At 60.9% G+C, this 23,913-nt stretch carries 15 protein-coding genes; 8 read left to right on the forward strand and 7 right to left on the reverse strand.

Annotated elements, in window-relative coordinates; genetic code table 11:
- Window positions 1–32: 32 nt before the first annotated feature.
- The 3 genes from ABDK11_RS06870 (at window position 33) to ABDK11_RS06880 (ending at window position 5,752) form a co-directional block, all read left to right on the forward strand.
- Window positions 33–1,880 (forward strand): family 43 glycosylhydrolase, encoded by a 1,848-nt coding sequence (locus tag ABDK11_RS06870; RefSeq protein ID WP_346839557.1) that lies wholly within the window; start codon window positions 33–35, stop codon window positions 1,878–1,880.
- Window positions 1,881–2,117: 237 nt separating this feature from the next.
- Window positions 2,118–3,671 (forward strand): alpha-L-arabinofuranosidase C-terminal domain-containing protein, encoded by a 1,554-nt coding sequence (locus tag ABDK11_RS06875; RefSeq protein WP_346839558.1) that lies wholly within the window; start codon window positions 2,118–2,120, stop codon window positions 3,669–3,671.
- 365 nt (window positions 3,672–4,036) lie between these two features.
- Window positions 4,037–5,752 carry a diguanylate cyclase gene (locus ABDK11_RS06880; RefSeq protein ID WP_346839559.1) on the forward strand — a complete coding sequence of 572 codons (1,716 nt, stop codon included), beginning with the start codon at window positions 4,037–4,039 and terminating at the stop codon, window positions 5,750–5,752.
- A gap of 210 nt (window positions 5,753–5,962) precedes the next feature.
- Here ABDK11_RS06880 and ABDK11_RS06885 read toward each other — a convergent pair whose 3' ends face one another.
- Window positions 5,963–9,412, reverse strand: coding sequence for a LamG-like jellyroll fold domain-containing protein (locus ABDK11_RS06885; RefSeq protein WP_346839560.1), 3,450 nt, complete (start codon window positions 9,410–9,412; stop codon window positions 5,963–5,965).
- 813 nt (window positions 9,413–10,225) lie between these two features.
- On the opposite strand from ABDK11_RS06885, the gene ABDK11_RS06890 reads away from it, so the two are divergent.
- Both ABDK11_RS06890 and ABDK11_RS06895 read left to right on the forward strand, forming a co-directional pair.
- Entirely contained in the window at window positions 10,226–13,033 is a 2,808-nt protein-coding gene (locus ABDK11_RS06890) for a TonB-dependent receptor (RefSeq protein WP_346839561.1), read from the forward strand.
- Window positions 13,034–13,193: 160 nt separating this feature from the next.
- The gene (locus tag ABDK11_RS06895; RefSeq protein ID WP_346839562.1) at window positions 13,194–15,044 is read left to right on the forward strand and encodes a glycoside hydrolase family 2 TIM barrel-domain containing protein; all 1,851 of its coding nucleotides are present in this window, start codon (window positions 13,194–13,196) and stop codon (window positions 15,042–15,044) included.
- Between the two features lie 398 nt (window positions 15,045–15,442).
- Here ABDK11_RS06895 and recQ read toward each other — a convergent pair whose 3' ends face one another.
- Window positions 15,443–17,287: a DNA helicase RecQ gene (gene recQ / locus ABDK11_RS06900; protein ID WP_346839563.1), complete on the reverse strand. Its 1,845-nt coding sequence runs from the start codon at window positions 17,285–17,287 to the stop codon at window positions 15,443–15,445.
- 383 nt (window positions 17,288–17,670) lie between these two features.
- Between recQ and ABDK11_RS06905 the strand changes: the two genes are divergently transcribed.
- Window positions 17,671–18,105 (forward strand): hypothetical protein, encoded by a 435-nt coding sequence (locus tag ABDK11_RS06905; RefSeq protein WP_346839564.1) that lies wholly within the window; start codon window positions 17,671–17,673, stop codon window positions 18,103–18,105.
- 56 nt (window positions 18,106–18,161) lie between these two features.
- On the opposite strand, the gene ABDK11_RS06910 is transcribed toward ABDK11_RS06905, so the two are convergent.
- Entirely contained in the window at window positions 18,162–18,935 is a 774-nt protein-coding gene (locus ABDK11_RS06910; RefSeq protein WP_346839565.1) for a glutaminyl-peptide cyclotransferase, read from the reverse strand.
- Between the two features lie 10 nt (window positions 18,936–18,945).
- Between ABDK11_RS06910 and ABDK11_RS06915 the strand changes: the two genes are divergently transcribed.
- Window positions 18,946–19,563, forward strand: a complete 618-nt coding sequence (locus ABDK11_RS06915) for a DUF502 domain-containing protein (RefSeq protein WP_346839566.1) — start codon at window positions 18,946–18,948, stop codon at window positions 19,561–19,563.
- 193 nt (window positions 19,564–19,756) lie between these two features.
- Here ABDK11_RS06915 and mnmC read toward each other — a convergent pair whose 3' ends face one another.
- The 4 genes from mnmC to ABDK11_RS06935 all read right to left on the reverse strand — a co-directional run bounded on the left by mnmC (window position 19,757) and on the right by ABDK11_RS06935 (window position 23,449).
- Complete coding sequence (mnmC, locus tag ABDK11_RS06920; RefSeq protein WP_346839567.1) at window positions 19,757–21,751, reverse strand: bifunctional tRNA (5-methylaminomethyl-2-thiouridine)(34)-methyltransferase MnmD/FAD-dependent 5-carboxymethylaminomethyl-2-thiouridine(34) oxidoreductase MnmC; 1,995 nt, start codon at window positions 21,749–21,751, stop codon at window positions 19,757–19,759.
- A gap of 11 nt (window positions 21,752–21,762) precedes the next feature.
- Window positions 21,763–22,299 carry a flavodoxin FldB gene (fldB, locus tag ABDK11_RS06925; protein ID WP_346839568.1) on the reverse strand — a complete coding sequence of 179 codons (537 nt, stop codon included), beginning with the start codon at window positions 22,297–22,299 and terminating at the stop codon, window positions 21,763–21,765.
- A 5-nt stretch (window positions 22,300–22,304) separates the two neighbouring features.
- On the reverse strand, window positions 22,305–22,769 hold the full coding sequence (gene trmL, locus ABDK11_RS06930) for a tRNA (uridine(34)/cytosine(34)/5-carboxymethylaminomethyluridine(34)-2'-O)-methyltransferase TrmL (protein WP_346839569.1): 465 nt from the start codon (window positions 22,767–22,769) through the stop codon (window positions 22,305–22,307).
- A 149-nt stretch (window positions 22,770–22,918) separates the two neighbouring features.
- The gene (locus ABDK11_RS06935; protein ID WP_346839570.1) at window positions 22,919–23,449 is read right to left on the reverse strand and encodes an ACT domain-containing protein; all 531 of its coding nucleotides are present in this window, start codon (window positions 23,447–23,449) and stop codon (window positions 22,919–22,921) included.
- A gap of 163 nt (window positions 23,450–23,612) precedes the next feature.
- Between ABDK11_RS06935 and ABDK11_RS06940 the strand changes: the two genes are divergently transcribed.
- Window positions 23,613–23,909 carry an MTH1187 family thiamine-binding protein gene (locus ABDK11_RS06940; RefSeq protein ID WP_346839571.1) on the forward strand — a complete coding sequence of 99 codons (297 nt, stop codon included), beginning with the start codon at window positions 23,613–23,615 and terminating at the stop codon, window positions 23,907–23,909.
- Window positions 23,910–23,913: the final 4 nt, after the last annotated feature.

Raw genomic sequence — 23,913 nt, forward strand, 5'->3', positions numbered from 1 at the left:
TTTGACACGGGATCGAATGGGGTGAGAGATCGATGAAAACCGTTTCCGGAAAACTATGCGTGCTGGCTGGCCTGGCCATGGCCACACTGGCCGGCTGCGAGCCGCCGGCCGATGCGCGCAAAGCCACCAGCAGTGAATCGGCCGCAGTGCCGACTGTGGCAAAGCGGGCCGAGACAGGTGCAGTGCCCGAGGGGACATTCAGTAACCCGCTGTTCAGCAACGGTGCCGATCCATGGCTGACCTTTTACGATGGCAATTACTACCTGACCACCACCACCTGGACGTCACAGCTGGTCATGCGCAAGTCGCCGACGCTGGACGGGCTCGCCACGGCGGCGCCGGTCAACATCTGGTCGGATACCGACCCGTCGCGGTGCTGCAACTTCTGGGCGTTTGAATTTCACCGGCTGAAGGGCCCCAGCGGTCCGCGCTGGTACCTGATGTATACGTCCGGTCAGCACGGCACCCTGGATCACCAGCATCTGTCGGTACTGGAGAGCGTGGGTGATGATCCCATGGGCCCCTATGTCTACAAGGGGTCCCCGATGCCGGACAGCTGGAATATCGACGGTTCCTATCTGCAGTACCAGGGGCAGCTGTACCTGCTGTGGTCCGAGTGGGTCGGCGACGAGCAGCTCAACTGGATTGCGAAAATGAAAAACCCCTGGACCATCGAGGGGCCAAAAGTCGTGCTGACCCGACCGGAAGCCGAGTGGGAACAGAGCGGTCGCAAGGTCAACGAGGGGCCGGAGATTCTGCAAAAGAATGGCCGCACCTTCCTGATCTATTCGGCCAGTTTCTGCGATACGCCGGACTACAAGCTGGCGATGAAAGAACTTACCGGCGACGACCCGCTGAACCCGGACGACTGGACCAAGACGCCCGAGCCGGTCTTCCAGCGTGGCAACGGCGTTTTCGGGCCCGGCCACAACGGTTTCTTTACCTCGCCCGACGGCAGCGAGGACTGGCTCGTCTACCACGGCAACTCCAGGGAGACCGACGGCTGCAGCGCGACCCGTTCGGTGCGCGCACAGAAATTTACCTGGAACGCAGATGGAACCCCCAATTTCGGCGAGCCGGTTCCCGAGGGCCAGCCGCAGAAATTGCCCGCCGGGGAGAATGGCCCGCTGAACACCGAAGTGCAGGGAGCCCAATGGCAGCTGGTCAATGGTGCGGGCCAGTGCCTGGCGGGTTCGAAGCTGGGGGATTGCGCCGCGGACAGGGCGCGCTGGGTCATCGACAACACCGCCGACGGTGCCTATCGCCTCGCCAATGTGGCGAGCGGTGACTTCCTGGGTGTCGAGCATGAATTGGCACCCTGGACCAACACCGAAGCGCAGCGCTGGGAAATACAGCAGGATGAAAACGGTTGGACGCAATTGCGCAATCGCCAGACCGGCCAGCCCCTGGCTGTGGCCAATTGCAATGGTGACCAATGCGGCCTCTGGCGTCTGCAGCCGTCGCACGCGGTGGCTATAGCCAGCGTACAAAGCGGCCGGGTAGTGCAGGCGCCCGGTTGTGGCAAGGGTGCGGCGGTCAATCAGGGAGAGTGGCACGACAACGGCTGCCAGAGCTGGAAGTTCGAAGCTGCGGACGAAGGTTTTCTGCAGCTGCGCGCCGGCAAGCAGTGTATGACGGTTGCCAACGGTGCAGTCGTGCCCGGTGCCAAGGTGGTTCTTGGCCGCTGCGATTCCACTTCCAGTCAATGGCGGGTGGAGCCGCTCGCGGACGGCAGTGTGAAAATTGTCAATCGCGAGAGCGAGCTGAACCTGGATCTGGCGCACTGTGGCCTGGCCGATGGTACCGAGATCGCCCAGGCACCCTGGGAGGGAAGCGACTGCCAGAAATTCCAACTGCGGGAGCTGCCAGAGGGCTCCTGAGCAGATTGTGTATCGGTTGTGTCTTTATACGGGAGCGGCCAATGGCCGCTCCCGGGGCCCGGGAAATCGCACCTCGTTATTAATGAGGTAGCGATTTCCGCGGCCACAGGATTAATCCTTACATGCCTGTTTACCGGTTATCGGGCTTGGGTGGTTGCATCGCAGATGTATACCACCTTTTTTTATTCAGTGATGTCGTAACGAAAAAAAACCAACAATGAAGACAGGGAGATAACGATGGCGATTCTCGCGCGCAAATGGTTTGCCGCTGTGGTCTGCAGTCTGGCGCTGCCGGCAGTGGCGGACGATGCCGTCACTCGTATTGAAATAGACGCTACGCACCCCGGTGCTACCATCAACCGGGATATCTATGGTCAGTTTGCCGAGCATTTGGGGCGGGGTATCTACGGCGGCATCTGGGTCGGTGAAGATTCCAGCATCGACAATATCCACGGTTTTCGCACCGACGTGATCAAGGCGTTGCGCAAGATCAAGGTGCCGCTGGTGCGCTGGCCGGGCGGCTGCTTCGCCGACGAATACCGTTGGCGTGACGGCATCGGCCCGCGGGACAAGCGCCCGGTCCGGGTCAATACCAATTGGGGCGGGGTGGCCGAGAACAATGCTTTCGGCACCCATGAATTTTTCCAGCTGGTGGATTTGCTCGGCGCCGAGGCTTACGTCAATGGCAACCTGGGTACCGGCAATCCGCGCGAGATGGCCGAGTGGCTGGAATATATGACCGGCGACAGCGATTCCGCGGTGGTGCAGGAGCGACGCAAGAACGGGCGCGACAAGCCGTGGAAGGTGGACTACTTCGCCATCGGTAACGAGGCGTGGGGCTGTGGTGGCAATATGCGGCCGGACTACTATGCCGACCTGTACAACCGCTTTGCCACTTTCCTCAAGACGCCTCCCGGCGCGCACCCGCATATGGTGGCGAGCGGGGGCACCGGCGATAACACCGAGTGGACCGATGTGTTGAGCCGTCGCATCAACCACAATATCGATGGCATCAGCTTCCACTATTACACCCTGCCGACCGGCGAGTGGGGGGATAAGGGCAATGCCACCGGATTTGGTGAGAAACAGTGGATCTCCACTCTGTGGCAGACGCTGCGTATGGAGACGTTCATCCGCCACAACGAGCAGGTGTTGGACAAGAACGATCCGGATAAGAAACTCGGCTTTTACGTGGACGAGTGGGGTACCTGGTACAACCCGGAACAGGGCAGGGAGCCGGGTTTCCTGTACCAGCAGAATACGCTGCGTGACGCGGTGGTTGCGGCGCTCAATTTCAATATTTTCCAGCGCCACGCCGAACGGGTGCGTATGACCAACATCGCGCAGATGGTAAATGTGCTGCAGGCGATGATCCTCACCGATAAAGACAAGATGCTGCTGACCCCCACCTACCATGTTTACGATATGTACCAGGTGTTCCAGGACGCCACGTCGCTGCCACTCGAGATCGAGCACCCGCAGAGCTACCAACTGGGCGACACCCGCGTGCCCGGGATCAGCGCTTCCGCTGCCCGTGGGCAGGACGGCAAGTTGTATCTGTCGCTGGTAAACCTGGACCCGCGCGAGGCGCGCCAGGTCGCGGTGGATGTCCAGGGGGCGGAAGTCACCCGCGCGCGCGGGCGCCTGCTGACCGCGGCGGCCATGGATGCCCGCAATACCTTTGACGCACCCGAGGCGGTTGAGCCGGCCGGCTACCGTGCCAGTGCCGATATCGGTCAGCTGACCCTGGACCTGCCACCGAAATCGGTGCTGGTTGTGAGTCTCAACTAGGGCTTGTGAGAACACCCGACGCGTATTGCCCGAATGCCTTTCGGTGTCGCCCGGTGCCCGGATTGGCGCTAACTGTCTGCAGGCACTCGCTGGCAAATCAAGCACTTACGTGCTCGATTTGCACTCTGCAGTTCCATAGTCGGGCTGGCAGGCTGCTGAAAAAGCCCTTTTCGGTAGCCTGCCAATCTGGTTGGCACAGGTCCCGACCCGCCCGACTGCCCGCGCCGCCAATGGGCAAATACCCGGTTCCGGGGTGCGCTGTGCGCTAAACCCTGTGATAGTATCGAGGAACAGTAAAAATACAGCGGGCCCGGCAAGGACGCCGTGCTACAGCCGAATACAGAATACGAACCGGGTTCTTAGGGATGAAACTGGCCTTTGCTCTCTGCGGGGTGTTGTTGTTCTGGTTTGCCGGCGGCACGTGCGCGGCGGTGCTGGAGGTGGCCCCCCGCCAGCCTTCCACTGCACTTACCCCTTATCTGAAAATACTGGCCGATCGCCCCGGCAGCCTGGATTTTGCTCAGGTTCGCGCGGCCGCGCAGCGTGGCGAACTGCGGGACTGGCCCCACCAGTCCGCCAATTTCGGTTATAGCGCTTCCGCATACTGGGTCTCTTTTACCCTGCACAACCCTTCCGACCGAACCCTGGCATTGCTGATCCGTCAGGACTATCCACTGATCGACTACCTGGATTTCTGGGCCGAAGACGAACTGGGCCAGTGGCGGCGAGTGGCGACCGGGGATCGGCGCCCGTTCGGCAGTCGACCGCTGACCCTGCGGGATTTCATTTTTCCCGTCACCTTGCCACCCCACAGTGAACGCACCTACTACCTGCGCTTTGCCAGCCAGGGGGCGATGAATATCGGCCTCTCGGTCAGCAGCGAAACCGCGTATCTGGGCAAGCTGGAAATGGACCAATTGCTGCTGGGGATCTATTACGGCGGCTTTCTGGTGCTGGTGCTCTACAACCTGATCCTGTTTCTGGCAGTGCGCGATCGGGCCTATGCCTACTATATGGGCTATGCACTCAGTTACGGGCTCTATTTTGGCGGGCTGAACGGTGTGTCTTTCCAACTGGTATGGCCCGGCAATCCCTGGCTTGCCAACGAGAGCCTGGTATTTTTGCTCGGCCTGACCCTGATCTTCGGAATCCAGTTTGCCCGCGAGATTTGCACTGGTCGGCAGCTGGCACCGCGAACCGACAAACTCGCGCGCCTGCTGATGTACTGCATGATTCCGCTGACACTGATCTCTCCGTTCGTCAGCTATCGCGTGATGATTACGGCCTTTACGCTGTTTGCCCTGAGTACCAGTATCCTGCTGCTGGTGTTGGGTGCGATCAGCCTGATGCGCGGTTCTTACTCCGCACGCTATTTTATGGTGGGCTGGATAACGTTACTGGCCAGCGTTATCGTCTATGTCTTCAAGACCTTCGGTCTGCTACCCCACAACAGCTTTACCCACAATGCGTTTCAGGTCGCGGCACTGATCGAGATGGTGCTGCTGTCGCTGGCACTGGGAGCGCGGGTCAATGAAATCCGCAGGCGCGGCTATATCGACGAGCTGTCGCGCCTCTACAACCGCCGCTATTTCGACGAACAGCTGCCGCGCGAGTTCAGTTTTGCACAGCGTTCCGGTTCGCCACTGGCACTGTTGATGATGGATCTGGACCACTTCAAAGCCATTAACGACCGCTTCGGTCACAGCCGGGGGGACCTCGCCATCCGCGCTATCGGCCGGCTCATTGAGCGCGATACCCGCAAACCGTCCCTGGCCTGCCGCTATGGTGGAGAGGAGTTCGCGATTCTATTGCCGCGCACCGGTATTGAGCAGGCAGAGAAATTGGCGCAGCGGCTGGTGCGCAGGGTGGCGGGGCTGAATTTTAACGCTATGCCGCTGACCATCAGTATTGGTGTCGCCGGTCTGGATCGCGGCAATTTCAGCAACTGGTTGCAGCTGTTCGAGGCCGCCGATATGGCCCTTTATCGGGCCAAGCAGGACGGGCGCAACCGGGTGGCAAGCGCGCCGCGCGAGTGGCGCGATGAACGCCGCCAGCAACTGCCGGATACCAGCGATGCCTGATTTCGCTGCCAGTAGTCGGTCTTATCTTGTGCCGGGGAAAAACCCCTGGATTTCGGGAAGCTCAAGGCGCTGAGCTTATTTTCGATCGGTCCGGTGAAATAGCCTGGTTGGGCAGAGACGGGGGCCTGCGGGAGGCGGTATCCCGCGCGAGGCAATGTCCAGTAGATGTCCCGGGCGCGGCAGCGCCCGGGACGATTGTCGAAGGTGATATTACTGGCTGCCGAGCAGCTCCTCATCAAAGCGCGCGGTGACATCCTCCGCTGTCATCGCTTCGTCGTAGATTTTTAACTCGTCCAGCATCCCCTTGTAGGGGGTATCCCAGTAGTTGACCCCCAGTGCAAAGTGCGTATTGGCCACCGGTGCGAAGACGTCCGGGAAATTCGTACCGCTGAATTTCATTTGGCCATTTACATAGACTTTGACATCGCCGTTATTGACGACCACTGCCAGCTGGCTCCAGGTATCGGTGGCAACCTGCTCGCCGGTATGGCCGTCGTACCAGCCGGTGCCCAGGTCGCTGCCGGACCACAGCATGGTATCGGTGCCGAAACCATTGGGCAGCAGGCTGATCCAGCTGTCGGTGGTGGCCCAGCCGAAGAAGCTGGTGGTATAGGCGTTAAGTGCGGCGGGATTGAGCCACAGGGTGAAGCTGTAACTGTTGTCGGTGATCAGGTCGTCCGGCAGTCGCACGCCGGAATTGCCATCCAGTACCAGGGCCTTGCCCACCACGCCCGCGGCGTAACTGACACTTCCGCCACTCTGGTCGATCGCGGTACCCACGACACTGCCGGCACCGAAGCCGCCGCTGCTGTCGCCGAGGCTGTCTTCAAAGCTGAACGTGGCGATGGGATTCGGCGGTCCCTGGGTTTTCACCGTGGCGGTAAAGCGCTTGCTTTGCTCGGCGCCGTCGAGGCTGATGGTCGCGGTGAGGGTGACCTGCGCATCGCTGCCTTGCGGCTGGGTAACGCTGCCGGTCTCGCCGTCAACACGGATTACCGCCGGGTCTGAGGAAGTCCAGTGAATGGCGCTGGCATAGGCGCCGCTGATTGGCAGGAACAGGTCTTCGCGCACGGCGCTGATATCGCCAAGGTCGAGCTGCTCTGCGGCCGAAGTCAGCAGCTCGGCACTCGACTTGGGCGTGATATCGAGATCCTGGATTTCCTCCGCGCTGAGTGCACTGTCGTAGACTTTCAGATCGTCGATCAGGCCGTTGTAGGGTGTATCCCAGTAGTTGACGCCGAGGGCGAAGACGCCGCTGGCACCGGTGAAAAAATCCGGTAGCGTGCCACCGGTGAATTTCTTCACTCCGTTCAGGTAGACGCTGACCTGGCCGCGATCGACGGAAAATGCCATATGGGTCCAGCTACCGGCGGGAATCTGCGCGCCGGTGGTGCCGTCGAACCACTGCTCGCTACCGCTCCACAGCATGGTGTTGCCGTCCCAGCCCTGGGGCTGGAAGCTGATCCAGCGGTTGGAGTAGGGCATTCCATTGTCGTCCAGCTGCTCGTCCACGGCGCCGAAGAAGGCTGCGCTATACGCGCTAACGGCGGTGGGGTTGGCCCAGAAAGACACGGTGTATTCGTTGTTGTCGATCAGTCCGTCCGGCAGGCGCACGCCGTTACTGCCGTTCAGTTGCAGCGCGTCGCCGTCGTGGCCGCCGTTGTAATCGATCGAACCGGAACTCCACAGGCGATCGCCGGTGGCGGTGGCATCGGCGAAGCGCCCGAGACGGTCGCTGAGATCGTCGTCAAACGCGTAGTGGGCACTGCGGTTGTAGGGCAGCCGCTGCGGCACCTCGACGGTGAAGGTCTGCTGCAATTGCTGGCCGTTCAGCGCGATGGTGGCCGTGAGCGTGGCACTGGCATCGCCGCTACCCACATTCGGGCGGGTGACACGGCCACTGCCGGTAACCACTGTGGTGTCGCTGCTGCTCCAGTCGATGGTGGCTCCGCGGGTGCCGCGCTGCGGCAGATCGAGGCTGCCGCCCCTGGCGACTTCCGGGACGGTCAGGTCCGCGGCAATATCGGCGAGCACGTCGCCGGTGCTGCGGGTGGCCATGCGGCTACCCCAGATGCTTTCCCCTTCACCATCCAGCGCGGTAAATACCGGCACCAGTGCGCGGGCGCCGTTGTTCCACTGCCACTGCGTCACGCCGCGATAGGTTTTCTCTTTGCCGTCGATGGCCAGTGCCAGATCGATACGCTGGGGATCGTCGTCGAACAGCGTGTAGGTACCGCTGACTTCTCCGCTGACAGTGCCGTCGCTGTTGAGGCGGATGTAGCGGGTCTTCTTGGCGGTGCGGTTGATGTCCTTGCCGTGGGGGATGAACTTGTAATCCCCAACCAGATCTTCCGGTTCGACATGCTTGTCACCCGCGATCGGCGCATAGCGCTGCGGCGATACCACCGGCCAGCCATCGGCATTGATAAACATCTCGTGCACGCGTACGGCATGCTCTTCACCGCGATTGGGGAAGCGGGTGTGAAAGATCACGTAGTACTCGCCGGTGTCCGCATTGTAATAGGCGGAGTTGTGGCCGGGCGACAGGTAGCCACGGCTCGGCACCGGATCACCGGCGTCGGAGGCGAAGTTGAAGCCGCCCATCAGTTTTACCCCGTAAGGCGCGATGGATTCCCAGCTGCCTTTGGCTGCTGCCATGTCGTTGCCCTCGGCGTCGAGGAAGGGGCCGTCGGGATTGTGCGAGCGCGCCACGCGCATGTTGTAGCCGTCGGTGGAGACGAAACCGCCGAATGACATGAACAGGTAGTAGTAGTCGCTGTCGGGGCTGTAGAGCATGTAGCTGCCCTCGATCGCGCTGTGCTGACCGCCGGCGACGTGGGTGCCATAACCCTGGCCGGGTTTGGGCATACCGGTGTCCTCGTCCATCTGCAGTACGAAGATACCGCCGGAGTAAGAGCCGTAGGTCATCCACAGGTTGCCGTCCTTGTCGTGAAAGACGTTCGGATCGATGGCATTGGGCTGGACGGTGGGATCGTAATGCGTGACGCCGGCGGGACCGTAGCCCTGGGCGATTTCCTCGTCGGTCATGCCGGAGCGCAGGAAGATGCCGAGATCGTTATAGGGGCCTTCGATATTGTCCGATACCGCCACGCCCAGATAGGAGCGCGGCTGGTCACACTCGCCGGTAGCGGGGTTGGTGCAGTGGTCGTAGTAGAAGTAATAGCGGCCGTCTTTCAGCCGGATCACGTCGGGTGCCCAGGAGCCCTCGTATCCGCCGACCCAGTCGATGCCCGCGGAGATTTCACTGGCGTAGGTGTTGAACAGCGGGTTGTTATCGTCGACCCCTTCCGCCACCCGCTGCCACGTCATCAAGTCGGTGGATTTGGCCGCGGACAGGTGCGAGCCGAATACGTAGTAGGTGCCGTCGTCGGTGCGGATCACGGAAGGATCGTGTACTGCCATATCGTTGTACGCGATCGCGCTGGCATCGACGGTGGGCGGATAACTGCCTGCATCGGCATCGCCGCCGCCCTGATCATTGCCCTGATCGTTGCCGTCCTGGCTGCCGTTACCGGCTGCGCCGTTGTCCTGGCTCTCCGCTGCCGGTGGCGTATCGCTACCGCTGCCCTTGCAGCCGGGCAGCACGAGGCCGCAACTGCATAGCAGCAGCATATAGCTGAGCATTCTTATGATCTGCATTGAATGGTTCCCTCATCTTGGTCGTTATTTTTGTACTGCGTACCCGCCGGCTCCCGGTCAATGGGAGTACCGGTAAGGGGAGCATTATCTTGCCAATTGAGGTATGGTAATACAATATTAATTGATGGTTTGGAGAACTCGTCCCTGGTTGCGGTGGTTCCGTCGAGGGGGCTTGAGCGGGGTGGCGTTGGTTCGGAAAGTCCCGGCGGACGGGCTTTTCCGCTGGCTGCAGGCCAGTATCGCAGCCCCCGGAACCAGCGATCCCATGACTTCGAAAATAATCATAATGTATAACAAAAAGCGTATTTTAGGCGTTGACTCCATGTTTTTTGCTGGATAGTATTCTTATTCATAATACAAATAGGGCTGAATACTCAACGATCTGCACCGGCAGTCGGGTAAATCAGACCCGCCAAAAAAGAAGCGCGTATCGACCTCTGTTGAAATAAGCGCCAAAATAACAAATAGAGAGAGGAACAGGCGATGAAGCTAGAGAGAGCCTCAACACTTCTGCGTCGACGCCGCCGTAGCGTTGGCCGTACAGCCGCAAATATCCTCCCCAGCCGACAGCCTGACTGCCGGCACCTGACCCGATACCGATATGGGCTTCAAACACCAGTGGTGTGTGCGGAGTCTGTGGCGCCAGCCCCCGTTTCTCCTGTGTCCGGAATTTTTATCCGTGCGTCGGGGCAGTGGTGTTGTTGGTGAGATTCCGCGCTGAGGTATAGCACGGAATTCGCGGGGCCTGGTGCTGTGAAGTCGGGCTCTGAAAATTCGGCAAGCAAAATAATAAAACCCAGATGGGAGATGATTATGTTCAAGCAGCGTTTGCTCTGTTCATCTATTGCGATGGCCACCGCCATGGGCGGTATGCAGGTCGTCGCACAAACGACTGATAAAAGCTCGGATGCCGCCCTGGAAGAAGTTGTCGTGACCGGTGTACGCGCCAGTCTCGAGAAGGCAATCGACATCAAGCAGCAGAAAATGCAGATCGTCGACTCCATTGTCGCAGAGGATATCGGCAAGTTTCCGGACAACAACGTGGTGGAAGCGCTGCAGCGCGTTTCCGGTGTGCAGGTAACCGATCGCGGTGCAGGTGAAGCCAATACCGTTTCCATTCGTGGCCTGAACGACGTGACCACAACGGTCAATGGCCGTCAGATTTTCACCGCCTCCGGCCGCTCCGTCGCCCTCGCTGATGTACCCGCGAGCCTGCTCAAAGCAGTGGATGTGTACAAAACCCGCTCCTCGGACCAGATCGAGAGCGGTATTGCCGGGGTGATCGATATCCACACCCAGCGCCCGTTCGATTTCAAGGGTAGCAAGGTGGTAGTGGCGGGTCGCGCAATCAATCAGGAGCAGGCGGATTCCACCGATCCCAACCTGAGCGGCTTGTTCAGCAATCGTTGGCAGACCAGTGCGGGTGAATTTGGTGCTCTGCTCAATGTATCCTATGCGAAGACCAATTACCGCGACCAGAATGCCACTTCGGGTGCCGCGGTCCCGTTTTTAACCGGCGACGCAGTGGATGGCTGGGTTCCATACGAGCGTATTTTCCCCAATGACGGCCGGGCCAGCGAAGATCCGATCTGGCAGCCGGGCCTGGAGTCTGGCCTGCCTTATGGTGCCGGTTCCACTCTGAAAATGAATGGCGAGGACGTGCCCTATGTTTTGGGTCGCGACGCCGTATTCGCCAGCGATTACACTGGTGAGCGCGAGCGCCCCGCCGCGAATATCTCCCTGCAGTGGGCACCCAACGACTCCTCCGAGTACCTGTTTGAAGCTTTCTACAATGGCTATCGCAACGAGTCTTTCAACTCGCTGATGTTTACTTTTGTCGACTGGTGGGGAGACAACACGGCGCTGCCCCGTGGCGGGGACGTGGAGCTGTATCCGGGCACCAACGTGGTCAAGTCGCGCGATGTTGCTGCGCCTTACGGGTTCACCAGTGGCGACCTGACCAAAAGCCAGACCGACAGTTATGTATATTCACTGGGCGGCAAGTGGGATATCAGCGATTCGTTTCGTCTGAATTCCGAAATTGTCTATCAGAAGAGCGACTACAAGAGTGATTTCTTCGCCGCGCGCTTCGATCGCGTTGCCTACGGCCTGGGGATAGACTTCAACGACGGTGACGGCAATCCGGCCCTGGAGTTCTATGACAACCCGGCGACGCCGGACGTGGACGAAAGTGACCTGGCCGATGCTTCCCAGTGGAACATGGCCCAGCTTTATGACAATGGCAACAGCAGCGGCGGCGATGCAGTTACCCTCACGCTGGATGGCGACCTGGATGTCAACTGGGGTCCGGTCAACAGTCTGAAGTTTGGTCTGCGCTACGACGACCGCGGTGCGAATGAAGCGACCCGCGGACAGGATGGCTTTGCCGGTGTACCGGTCAGCAGCCTTGACCCGGGTGCGGTTTATATCAATCACAGTTTCTTCGACGGACGTGCAGATTTCCCGACAACCTGGGCAGCGGCCGACGGTCACTACCTACATGACCACGCGAACCAAGTCCGTGCGGCTTACGGTCTGGAAAATCAGTCTCTGGCGACCACTTTCGAGATTCAGGAATCCACCACTGCCCTGTATGCGGAAGCCAATTTCGATACAGAGCTGGGCGGTAAGCGAGTCGATGGCCAGTTCGGTTTGCGCTACGTGAACGTCGGCACAGACATGGACTTCTACAACATCGAACTGGAGCCGGGTAGCGAAGACTATGCCAGCGACGCCTCGTCCAGCAATTCCGAGCTGTTGCCGAGCTTGATGGTCCGTTATCACCTGACCGACAATCTGCAAGCCCGTCTCGCATATACCGAGACTCTGCGTCGGCCGAGTTTCAATCAGTTGAACTCTTATGTCTACTACTACGATGACGTGACAAATATTGGTTATGGCACCGCGAGCAGTGGTAATCCGGACTTGAAGCCCGTGCAATCGAAGAACCTTGACCTCTCTCTGGAGTGGTACTTCTCCGATGACAGTGCGGTGTACGGTACCCTGTTCCAGCGCAACATCGACGGCTTTGTCTACGATTCCGTGTCTCGCGTGACGTATCAGAAAGCCGATGCGACGGAACCTTATCCGTATATCCTGACCCGTCCGGAAAATGCCTCAAACGGCGTGCTGAAGGGCCTCGAGCTGGGGGCTATCTACTTCCCGGATTTCCTGCCCAAAGCACTCGACGGCCTGGGTCTCCAGGTGAGCTACACCGGACTGGACTCTGCCCAGGAAGTTCCGGTATTCGACGAAGTGGGTAACAAGGTTGGAATGAAGGATTCACCGATGTTCGGTGTATCCGATTCTTCCTACAGTGCTGTACTGATTTACGACAAGCAACCCGTCGACATGCGTCTCTCGTACGTATGGCGTGATGACTTCCTGAACAGCTACGCAGCCCGTCTGTTCGCCAACCCCCTGGGTGTCTACCGCAAGGCGGAAACCAGTATGGATTTCCAGGCAAGCTACGACGTAACGGACAACCTGCTGGTTACCTTTGATGCAACCAATCTGCTGAATGGCGAGTATCAAAGCTACTACGAGAACTCCAACGTCTTTAACGCGGACAACTCGATTTACAGTCGGACTTTCGCGCTCGGCGCGCGCTACTCCTTCTAGTCGGGCTCATCAACGCGTCTCACTTTCAGGCAGCCTTCGGGCTGCCTTTTTTGAATTTTTTACATGGGTGGCGGCCGTTCTACATTATTTATCCAATGTAAATTGGCGGTGGCCTTTTGATAAGCCAGGTTTCAGGCTGATTCTGTAGTGGAGAGTTTCTATGATAAGAAGACTGTTTTTTTTCCTGGCGATGATGTTAACAGTTACCCCTGTTCTGGCTTCAGGAAACCTGATTGTCGATACTGATAGCAGGGACTCGATTTCTCTCGATGGCACTTGGCACTACATCGTAGATCCGTACGAAACAGGATTTTATACCTACCGCCACACCGAGCGTAGTGAGGGCGATCCCTGGGCCTATTGGAACCGGCCGGTACAAAAGCACAAGTCCGACCGCCACGAATTCGGCTACCAGTCGCCTTACACCCTGCAGGTTCCCGGTGACTGGAACTCCCAGGATGACAAGTTTACCTACTACGAGGGTACAGTCTGGTATCAGCGCGACTTCGATATGCGCAGGCTGAAGAAGAATGAGCGCGTTTTTCTTTACTTCGGCGCAGTTAATTACGAGGCGCACGTCTACCTGAACGGAAAAAAGCTCGGTGTGCACAGGGGAGGCTTTACCCCGTTTAACTTTGAGGTTCCCGCAGGGTTACTCAAGGAAAAAGATAATTTTCTTGTTGTCAAAGTCGATAACAAGCGTCACCCGGACGCGATACCCACGGTCAATACCGACTGGTGGAATTACGGCGGTATTACCCGCGACGTCAAGTTAGTGATCACACCGGGTAACTTTATCCAGCAGTACGCGGTGGAGCTGGATCCTTCGCAGGATATCCTCAAGGCGAAAAAGCAAAACCATTATCTTATTTCTGGCAGTGTGTCTCTCAATAAGCCGGCCGTCAGCGGCGATGTGACGCTGACAATCCCGGAGCTGGGGGTTCAGCAGCATTATCCGGTAAGCGGGAATCGGCTGGAGTTTGAGTTGGCACTGAAAGATGTGAAACTCTGGTCTCCGGACCACCCGAAGCTGTACCGCGTCAACCTGGCTTACAATGGTGAAACACTGGCCGATGATATCGGCTTTCGCAAGATTGAGGTTTCCGGCAAGAAGATTTTATTAAACGGCGAAAAACTGTTTCTGCGTGGAATTGCTATTCACGAAGAAGTACCTCAGGAAATGCGTCGAGCCCACAACGAGGCCGATGACAGGCAGTTACTCGATTGGGCGAAGGACCTGAATGCCAATATGGTGCGTCTTGCCCACTACCCGCATAACGAGCAGATGACTCGGTTGGCGGATAAAATGGGGCTGTTGGTGTGGTCGGAGATTCCAGTGTACTGGACGATCGATTTCGGCAGTGACGCAGTACTGGATAAAGCCAAGACCCAGCTGCGGGAGATGATCACCCGCGACAGGAACCGGGCCTCCATTATCATATGGTCGGTTGGCAACGAGACGCCAGTCAGCCCAGTGCGCACCACGTTTATGAAATCCCTGATCGATACGGCCAAATCCCTCGACGACAGTCGCCTGATTTCTGCGGCGCTGGAAGTCCACTACAACCCGGAAACCAACCGCATTGAGGATCCGCTGGGAGCCTACACCGATATAGTGTCGGTGAACGAATACCTGGGCTGGTACGGTGGAACGCCCGATATGTGTCGCACTGCAAACTGGGAAGTAGCCTACGACAAGCCGCTGTTTATCAGCGAAACCGGTGCGGGCGCCAAGGGCGGTTTCCACGCCGCTCAAGAGACCCGCTGGAGCGAGGAATACCAGGCGTGGTATTACCGGGAGCAGATCAAGATGTTAAAACGTATGCCTGATAACTACAGCGGTGTGGCACCGTGGATTCTGGCAGACTTCCGCTCTCCCCGCCGCAACCACCCGGTGTACCAGCAGGGCTGGAACCGCAAGGGGTTGATTGACGATCACGGCAATAAGAAAGAAGCCTTCGGAATCTTGAAACAGTATTACCGCGAGATGGAAAAAGGACAGGATCACTAGCGGGGAGTCTTCAATCGGCCTCAATCGGAGAGGCGATGTCTGTATAGATGCTCCTTCCGCATAGGTACCTTCAGTTTGTTCTTCAACAGGTGCGCTATTGTTTCAGGTGTGCACAAATTCTTCTGACCCGATTTACCATCGCGTCTCACAGTGGGCAGCCTTCGGGCTGCCTTTTTTATTCAGTGCATCGGGGTTGGGGGCTTTGCTGGCGGGTTGTGCGAATACAAGATTCGCACCTGACGTGGCCGCATTGCGATTCTGTTCGTTCCTGTGCTCAAAGCGCTGCGCAAGTGCTGCAATCGAAACTAACCACAAAGGGCCGACCTGTAGGGACGAACCTTGGGTTCGCCCGCGCGGGCCGTTTGTGATTTGGAGTCCGCCAGCCGAGCCGGAGATTACTATTCTTCGACAGGCGCAGCCTGCGACTCGCGCAATACGGTAAGGAACGCCTCACCGAAGCGCTCGAGCTTGCTGTCGCCGACACCGGAAACCGCCAGCAGTTGATCCGGCGTTTGTGGTTTGGCCTGCACCATGCCGCGCAGCGTGGCGTCGTGGAAAATGACGTAGGGCGGTACGCCGTTGTCGTCGGCAAGTTGTTTGCGGCAGCCGCGCAGGGCCTGCCACAGGGGTTCGTCGGCGGGATCGATATCGGCGGCCACACTGTCGCGGCGGCTTTCGCCGCGCTCGCCGCGGGCCTTCGGCGGCAGCTTGCGCAGTTCGATGGATTCCTCTCCGCGTAGCAGCGGACGGCAGGCCTCCGTCAGGCGCAGGCCCTGGAATTCGCCTTCCACTTCGAGATAACCGCGCACCACCAGCTGGCGCACCACGCCTTTCCATTCGTTGGCGGACAGCTCGCGGCCGATACCGTAGGTGCTGACCTGGTGATGATTGAATTTCAGCACCTTCTCATTCTCGGAGCCGCGCAGTACATCGATGACGTGGGAGGCGCCGAAGCGCTGGCCGGTGCGGTAGACGCAGGACAACAACTTGGTTGCGGCCTGGGTGCCGTCCCAGGTCTGCGGCGGTTCCAGGCAGGTGTCGCAGTTGCCGCAGGGCTCGAGTTGCTCTTCGGCGAAGTAACGCAGCAGCGCCTGCCGGCGGCAGCTGGTGATCTCGCACAGGCCGAGCATGGCATTCAGGCGATTGCGCTCCTGGCGCTTGTGCTCCTCGCTGCCCTCGGACATGGCGGCCATCTGGCCGAGCTTGACCACATCTTCGAGGCCATACAGCAGCAACGCGGTGGAGGCTTCGCCATCGCGGCCAGCGCGGCCGGTTTCCTGGTAGTAGGCCTCGACACTCTTGGGCAGGTCCAGGTGAGCGACAAAGCGCACATCCGGTTTGTCGATGCCCATGCCGAAAGCGATAGTGGCCACGACGATGACGCCGTCTTCGCGCAGGAAGCGGCGCTGGTGTTCGGCGCGCATCTGGGCGGGCAGGCCGGCGTGGTAGGGCAGGGCATTGAACCCCTGCTGGCACAGCCACTCCGCGGTGTTCTCCACCTTGGCGCGCGACAGGCAGTAGACGATACCGGCGTTGTCCTGCTGTTCATCGCGCAGGAACTGCAGCAGCTGGCGACGCGGGTTGTTCTTCTGTGCGATGCGGTACTGGATATTGGGGCGGTCGAAGCTGCTGACGAAGTGCTCCGCCTGCTCGAGGTCCAGGCGCTGGGCGATCTCGCCGCGGGTGCGCTGGTCGGCGGTGGCGGTCAGGGCGATGCGCGGTACCCGCGGGAACTGCTCGTGCAGGCAGTTCAGGTGCAGGTAGTCGGCGCGGAAGTCGTGGCCCCACTGGGACACGCAGTGAGCCTCGTCGATGGCAAACAGGGACAGTTCGATCCGGGTCAAGAGCTCCAGTGTGCGCGGCTGCAGCAGCCGCTCCGGCGCCAGGTAGAGCAGGTCCAGCTCGCCGTGCAGCAGCGCGGTCTCGATATCCTGGACTTCATTGAACGGCAGCGACGAGTTCAGGAAGGCGGCGCGCACGCCGGCTGCCTGCAGCGCCTCCACCTGGTCCTGCATCAGCGCGATCAGCGGCGAGATCACCACGCCGCAGCCGGGGCGCGCCAGTGCCGGGATCTGGTAACACAGGGACTTGCCGCCGCCGGTGGGCATCAGTACCAGGGCGTCGCGCCCGCTGACCAGGGTGTCAATCACCGCCTGCTGGGGGCCGCGGAAGGCGCTGTAGCCGAAGACGTGTTCGAGGATCTGTTGCGGGTCTTGCTGAAGCTGTGGGACTTGTTCACTCATGGCGCGGAGTATACCCCACGGGGCCCCGGCTGCTGGCGCAATTTGCTGCGCAAAACCCGCCGCGCGGGTCGGGCGCCGGTTGTGGGAGTGCAATCCGGCGCTCGCAGCCGGCATCGCCGCCAATCACTGCGTGACCGCCGCGGCAGGCTTGGTCGCAATCGCTGTGGCCGGGATTGATCCCGGAGTCAGGGAGTCCGGCACCGGAGAGTGCAGGCAGCGGGCGGGATCAGGCGATAGGGTCGTTTCCCTTATCTCCGACAAGGTGGCGTCAATCTGCTCGTTGACATCAGTAGTCACTCACAACATTGTCGCGTAATTGGTTCTGTGGTGACGTTGACGGGCTATAATCGCAACACCACAGACGCAGGCAAATGGAAAAGGCGATGCGCGCTTCAATAACGATGTCTCTGCTGTTGATTGTGGGCCTGACATGTCTCGCAGGATGCGGCACTACGGCACCCCGGACCCTGGTCCAGTCCGCGCTGGCGGACACCCACCTCGGCTGGCAACCGGCACCCGAACACCAACTGGCTTTCTCCCTGGCGACCGCTACCGGTATTGCCCGTGTGACGCTGCAGCCACTGCCTCAAGACCTGAAAACCCTGACCCTCGACCTGCCCGGGATGCAGAAGGTGGAGGGGGTGCAGTGGGTGGGGGAAAACGGCCACAGTGCCATGCTCTACAGTGGCGCCGACCGCACCGACGGGGTGGTGCTGCAGCGCCAGCACCACGGCTTCCGCCTGCAGATCTCCGGCGCGGCGCTGGAGCGGGTGCGCGGTGGCGGCGTACTCACGGTGATCGATTACTACCGCGGCTAGCCCGGGCCGGGCCCACCGACATCCCCGATGGTGCGCGTAGCGCACCCTTCAGCTCTCTAGTCTTTGAAACCCAGTCCCTGCGGCCGGATCAGGTACAGCATCGGCCAGTACTTGCCCGTCACCCAGAGCCCGTTGCGGGCCTCGTCCCAGGCGATGCCGTTGGCGACTTCATCCGGGTCGTTGGACTTGGGTGCCAGCGCAGCCAGGTCGATCTGTCCGCGCACGGCACCGCTGTGCGGATCGATGGCGATGATGCGGGTATCCATCCAGATATTGGCCCAGATCAGCCCGTGCACGTATTCCAGTTCGTTCAGCTTGCTCCAGTCCTCGCCGCCGCCGTGTACCTTGAGGCGGCGGGTAACCGCGAAGGTATCCGGGTCGCGGAACGTCAGCTCGTCGCTGCCGTTACTCATAATCAGCTGCTTGCCATCGCTGGTCAGGCCCCAGCCCTCGCCGCTGTAATGCCTGGTGCCGAGTGGCGACAGGTCCTTGCGGCGGAAGATCTGTACTTCGCCGGCTTTGTAGGTCAGCAGGTAGAGCTTATCGCCGTGCGCGGCCAGCCCCTCTGCGAACCGGTTCGCAGCCAGCCACTTGCGCCTTAGGGGATTGGCGCCGGGATCGGTATACTCCGCCAGCCACGAGCGGCCGTAGAGCCCGCTGCTCTCCCACCAGTGCTTGCCGTCGAAGATCAGCCCCTGGGTAAAGTGGTCGTCTGCGCGGCGGCGCTCGTCGAGTTTGCGATAGGGAGTATCCGGCATTGCCGCAGCGGTAGTGCAGGCGGCGCTAGTGAGAGCGAGCAGGGCGGGCAGCAGTAATCGGAATTTTTGCATTAGAACGGTTATGACCAGAGTAAAAGCGTTTATCACATTGACCCTGTTGGGGGGCCTGGCGGTGGTATTGCCCATCGCCATCTTTATTTTGTTGTTCCAGTGGCTGTTTGGCCAGGTGAGCGAACTGGTGGCGCCGGTCGTCATCTGGCTGGAAGCCCACACGCAGTTCAAGGATACCCTCGCCCGGCTGATGGTGATAGCGCTGATTCTGGGCAGCTGCTTCCTGATCGGCCTGCTGGTCAAGACCAGCGTGGGGCGCTGGCTGCACCGCCACCTGGATCACTGGCTGGGCCGGCTGGCGCCGGGTTACAACACGATCAAGGACCTGGTGCTGCAGTTTATCGGCAGCGGCACCGGCGAGGGCGTCCTGTCCGGCCCGGTGGCGCGGGTGAGGATTCACGGCGCCGCCAACCCGCTGTCGGTCACCGCTATCGTCACTTCGCGTCACGACAACGGCGATTTCACTGTGTATGTGCCCACCGCGCCGGTGCCCACCTCCGGGTTTGTCTATCACGTGCCGGCGGACTGTGTGGAGATACTGCCGGGTGTCACTGTGGAAGCGGCGATGAAATCCATCGTTGCCTGCGGCTCCGGCAGCGGTAACCTGCTGGCGCCGGCGGCTGAGTAGTTTCTTTTTCGCTGGCGCTGGGCGGACACAAGGTCTGCCCCTACGGAAGAAACCGCATTGTCTTTATCCGCTTGAGTGCCTCGCAGTGGCGATAGCGAGTTTGCCGGGAATGCCCGCAATAGCCGATCTGTAGGGCCGAAGGGGCCGCCAATGCGTGGGGCGGCCGGAGTGAACCTCGTGTTCGCCCGACCACTCAACCGCCGCGGTTTCGTCCCAGGTCCCGAATCGCAAAGCGCGCCGGATGCAGCGCTTTGGCGAGTTCCGCCGATACCGGCAACACCTCCCCACTGATCCACGCGGCCACCAGCTCCGCCGCCAGCGGCGCGTAGGTAAAGCCGCGTGAGCCCATGCCCCCGAGTACATACAGATTTGGCCGATAGGCCGCGCGCGCGGGGATCAGCGCCTTGCGGTTTTTGCGCAGGTCGGCGTAGGTCTGTGCCAGCGATTCCCAGTCCGGCACCGGTCCGGCCATCGGCAGGTAATCCGGCGTGGCGGCGCGCACGGCGGCGCGGCCGCTGAGGCGCTGTGCGGAAAACTCCGCGGCCACGCCCGGCAATAACTCGGCCAGGGTGTGCAGGTTTTCCCGCTGTTCCTGTTCGCGCAGATCGGTGTCGGTGTCTTTCAGCTTGAAAGTGGCGCCGAAGCTGTGGTGGTCGCTGCAGGCCGGGGTGATATAGCCCTCGCCACACAGCACGGTTTTCAGTCTGCGCGACTGCTCGCCGGCGGCGGCGCCGCTGACCTGGCCGCGGATGGGGCGCAGTGGCAGCGGCGAGGTCTGGGCAAAAGTGCGGATTTCGTTGGCGGTACAGAGGACGGTGGCATCGGCGTTGTGAGCATCGCCGTCGGCGGTGTGCAGGCACCAGCCGTTGTCTGTCTCGGTCAGCGCATCGATCCCGGTGTGGCAGTGCAGCTGGATATTGTCGTGCTGCAGCAGCGCCGCGCAAACCTGTGCCGGCTGCAGCCAGCCGGCGCCGGGGAAATAGAGGCCGCCGCAGGGCAGCGGCAGACCGGCAATTTTTCCGGCTTCCGCGGCGCTGACCGCGCGCGCCAGTGCATCGGCGCGGTGATGCGCCAGCGTCTCGGCTACCTGTTGTTGCAGCTGCTGTTCCTTGTCCGTCTGCGCCAGCTGCAACAGGCCGCAAAAATGGATCGCCTGCGGGCACTGGTCGCGGTAATAGCGCAGTGCAAACAGCAGTGCGTGCAGGTTGTAGTCGCCATTCGGTCCCGGCTTGGGCGACAGCTTGGCGTAGAGGATACCCTGATCGTTGCCGGAGGCGCCGCTGCCGGGCGCGGCGCCCCGCTCGAATACGCTGACGCGGTAACCGCGCTGCGCCAGCGCGCGGGCGGCGCTGGCGCCGGCGATACCGGCACCGATGACGGCGACCGTGCCCGGCGTGGCTTGTGGCGCTGGCAGGTGCCAGGGCGTGGTGGAATATTCTGGCCGCTGTGGCTGTGGCTGTGGCTGTTGCAGCTGCCCGCGCAGCATCTCGCGTTTGCGGCCGAAACCGGGCACTTTGTGCAGCGCAAAGCCGGCGCCCTTGAGGCCGCGCTTGACGATGCCGGCGCAGGTGAAGGTGGCGAAGCTGGCACCGGGTTTGCTGAGCGCGGCAATATTGTCGAACAGCGCGTCGCTCCACATGGCCGGGTTCTTGGCCGGGGCGAAGCCGTCCAGAAACCAGGCGTCGATGCTGCGATCGCGTTCGCCTTCCAGGCGCAGTGCGCGCAAGGCGGCGCTGGCCTCGCCGATCACCAGCGTCAGGCGCACCCGGCCAAACTGCAGCCGGTGTACGCCGGCGGCCAGTAGCGGCGGGTAGTGCTGCAGCAGCTGCTCCGAGTAGGGCTGCAGCTGTGGCCACAGCGCCAATGCCTGTTGCAGATCCCGTCGCTGCAGCGGGTATTTCTCCACCGAGACGAAGTGCAGGTGTGCGCCGGCCGGTGCCGTCTGTTGCCAGAGTTCGCGCGCAGCGAGGAAATTGAGGCCGGTGCCGAAACCGGTCTCGCCGATGGTGAAGGTGTCGCCGTCGGCCAGCGCCGCCCAGCGGCTCGGCAGATCGTTCTGCTGCAGGAAGACGTAGCGGCTCTCTTCGAGCCCGGAGGCAGTGGAGAAGTAGATGTCGTCGAAGGCGCGCGACAGCGGCTGGCCGTCGTCGCGCCACTCGATATCCGCGTGGGGGTGTTTGTCGCTCACGGCGCTGCGGTCTATTGGTCCAGTCCGAACTCGCGCATCACCTGGGCACACCACTGCGCGATGCGCTCTTCGCTGAGATCGAACTCGTTTTCCTCATCCAGCGCCAGGCCGACGAACTGACTGCCGTCGTCGGTCAGCCCCTTGGATTGCTCGAATTCGTAGCCGGCGGCGGGCCAATAGCCCACTGTGCGGGCGCCGCAGGCGAGCAGCTGCGCGTGCAGGTAGCCGAGCGCATCCTGGAACCACTGCGGGTAGCCCTCCTGGTCGCCGAGGCCGAACAGCGCCACGGTCTTGCCCTGCAGGTTCAGCTGCGCCAGCTCGTCCCAGATATTTTCCCAGTCTTCCTGCAGTTCGCCATAGTCCCAGGTGGGGATGCCGAACAGCAGAAAATCGTATTGTTCCGCCAGGCTGATGTCGTCTTCGGCCACATTGTGCAGATCGATCCACTCGGCGCCAATCTGCGCGCGGATCTTCTCCGCGGCCATTTCGGTGTAGCAGGTGCTGGAACCGTAAAACAGTCCGATGGGTGCAAGCATGGTATTTGTCATTCGGGTTATTGGGCGCCGGCGAAATCCAGTTGCCGCCAGGCTTCGTAGACCACCACCGCCACGGCGTTGGACAGGTTCATGCTGCGGCTCTGCCCCAGCATGGGAATACGCAGCGTGTGGCTGTCGCCGACACTGGTGAGAAATTCCGCCGGCAGGCCGCGGGTCTCGGGGCCGAAGACGATGGCATCGTCGGGGCGGAAGCCAAAATCGGCGTGGCTGCGCTGGCCCTTGGTCGATAGCGCCAGCACGCGCGCCGGTTGCTCGGCCTCCACGAATGCCGGCCAGTCGCGGTGGCGCACCACGCGGCTGTACTCGCTGTAGTCCAGCCCCGCACGGCGCAGGCGCTTGTCGTCCATAGCGAAGCCCAGCGGCTCGATCAGGTGCAGCTCGGCGCCGGTATTGGCACAGAGGCGGATGATATTGCCGGTATTGGGGGCGATTTCCGGTTGGTAGAGAACGATCTTGAACATCGGCTTGAATCTGGGGAGGCCGGCAGCGGTGTTGCGGCCACGGATTGAGGGCGGGAGCTGCGCCCCGCCCGGTCGGCGCGGATTATTTCACAACTGGCCGGCAGATGACACCGGGCCCAAGTGCGGCGTCAGTGGGACGCAAGTGGCGCTCAGGCGGCGGGGGCGGCTGCTTCGCAGTCGATCTCCACCCCCAGCTCGTCGGCGATTTCGTCCAGTTCGTCGCGCAGGCCGTCGAGATCCATATCGCCGGCCACGGCGACGGTGCAGGTGGCGGTGAACAGCGGCTCGCCGCTCCACGGGGTGCTGCTGTAGCCGGTATCCAGCTGTTCCATGTTGATGGCGCGTGCGGCCAGGGCGCGGGAGAGTTCGCGCACGATGCCGGGCCGGTCGTTGCCCACCAGTTTCAGTTGCAGGGTCTGCTGGGGCCCGGCGGCGACCGCCTGGGCCTCCTCGATCTGCAGCTTATAGCCGGCGCCGGCCAGCGCGCCGAGCGCGTCGCGCAGCCCCTGACTGTGGTCGCTGGGCACGCTGACCCGCAGGATGCCGGCGAACTTGCCGGCGAAATGAGCCATGCGGCTGTCTTCCCAGTTGCCGCTGTTTTCCGCCACTGCGGCGGACAATTTCTCCACGATACCGGGTTTGTCGTCGCTGATCAGGGATATTACGAGGTGCTGCTGCATGGGGAAATCCTTTGCTCCAGAGAGTCCGATTACGATTAAATGAATTGTAGCGACTGGCGGTCTGTCTGATAACAGCGGCGACTGGTCGAAAAGCCGTTATTTTTGTCGCGCTGGGCGGATAACGTCGGGCGGTGCAATGTCGGACGGAGCAAGAGGGTGCAATATGAAAGTACACGCGGACCTGTGCGTGATTCCGATCGGGGTTGGAGTTTCGGTGGCGGACTATGTGGCGGAGTGCCAGCGCGTGCTGGAAGAGGCCGGACTTGCGCACTCGCTGCATGCCTATGGCACCAACATCGAGGGCGAGTGGGACGACGTCATGGCGGCCGTCAAGCGCTGCCATGAACGGGTGCACGCCATGGGCGCGCCGCGGATCAGCACCAGCCTGAAACTGGGGACCCGTACCGATCGCGAACAATCGCTGCAGGATAAAATCACCAGCGTAGAAGCAAAGCTATAACCGA

It is taken from the genome of Microbulbifer sp. SAOS-129_SWC, from assembly GCF_039696035.1.
Classification (GTDB): Bacteria; Pseudomonadota; Gammaproteobacteria; order Pseudomonadales; family Cellvibrionaceae; genus Microbulbifer.

Bases quoted from the DNA above. Each gene is read 5' to 3' on its own strand.
- ABDK11_RS06880 (WP_346839559.1), top strand. From the start codon at position 4,037: ATGAAACTGGCCTTTGCTCTCTGCGGGGTGTTGTTGTTCTGGTTTGCC.
- fldB (WP_346839568.1), bottom strand. From the start codon at position 22,299: ATGACAAATACCATGCTTGCACCCATCGGACTGTTTTACGGTTCCAGC.
- trmL (WP_346839569.1), bottom strand. From the start codon at position 22,769: ATGTTCAAGATCGTTCTCTACCAACCGGAAATCGCCCCCAATACCGGC.
- ABDK11_RS06940 (WP_346839571.1), top strand. From the start codon at position 23,613: ATGAAAGTACACGCGGACCTGTGCGTGATTCCGATCGGGGTTGGAGTT.
- recQ (WP_346839563.1), bottom strand. From the start codon at position 17,287: ATGAGTGAACAAGTCCCACAGCTTCAGCAAGACCCGCAACAGATCCTC.
- ABDK11_RS06905 (WP_346839564.1), top strand. From the start codon at position 17,671: ATGCGCGCTTCAATAACGATGTCTCTGCTGTTGATTGTGGGCCTGACA.
- ABDK11_RS06870 (WP_346839557.1), top strand. From the start codon at position 33: ATGAAAACCGTTTCCGGAAAACTATGCGTGCTGGCTGGCCTGGCCATG.
- ABDK11_RS06875 (WP_346839558.1), top strand. From the start codon at position 2,118: ATGGCGATTCTCGCGCGCAAATGGTTTGCCGCTGTGGTCTGCAGTCTG.
- ABDK11_RS06910 (WP_346839565.1), bottom strand. From the start codon at position 18,935: ATGCAAAAATTCCGATTACTGCTGCCCGCCCTGCTCGCTCTCACTAGC.
- ABDK11_RS06885 (WP_346839560.1), bottom strand. From the start codon at position 9,412: ATGCAGATCATAAGAATGCTCAGCTATATGCTGCTGCTATGCAGTTGC.
- ABDK11_RS06915 (WP_346839566.1), top strand. From the start codon at position 18,946: ATGACCAGAGTAAAAGCGTTTATCACATTGACCCTGTTGGGGGGCCTG.
- ABDK11_RS06895 (WP_346839562.1), top strand. From the start codon at position 13,194: ATGATAAGAAGACTGTTTTTTTTCCTGGCGATGATGTTAACAGTTACC.
- ABDK11_RS06935 (WP_346839570.1), bottom strand. From the start codon at position 23,449: ATGCAGCAGCACCTCGTAATATCCCTGATCAGCGACGACAAACCCGGT.
- ABDK11_RS06890 (WP_346839561.1), top strand. From the start codon at position 10,226: ATGTTCAAGCAGCGTTTGCTCTGTTCATCTATTGCGATGGCCACCGCC.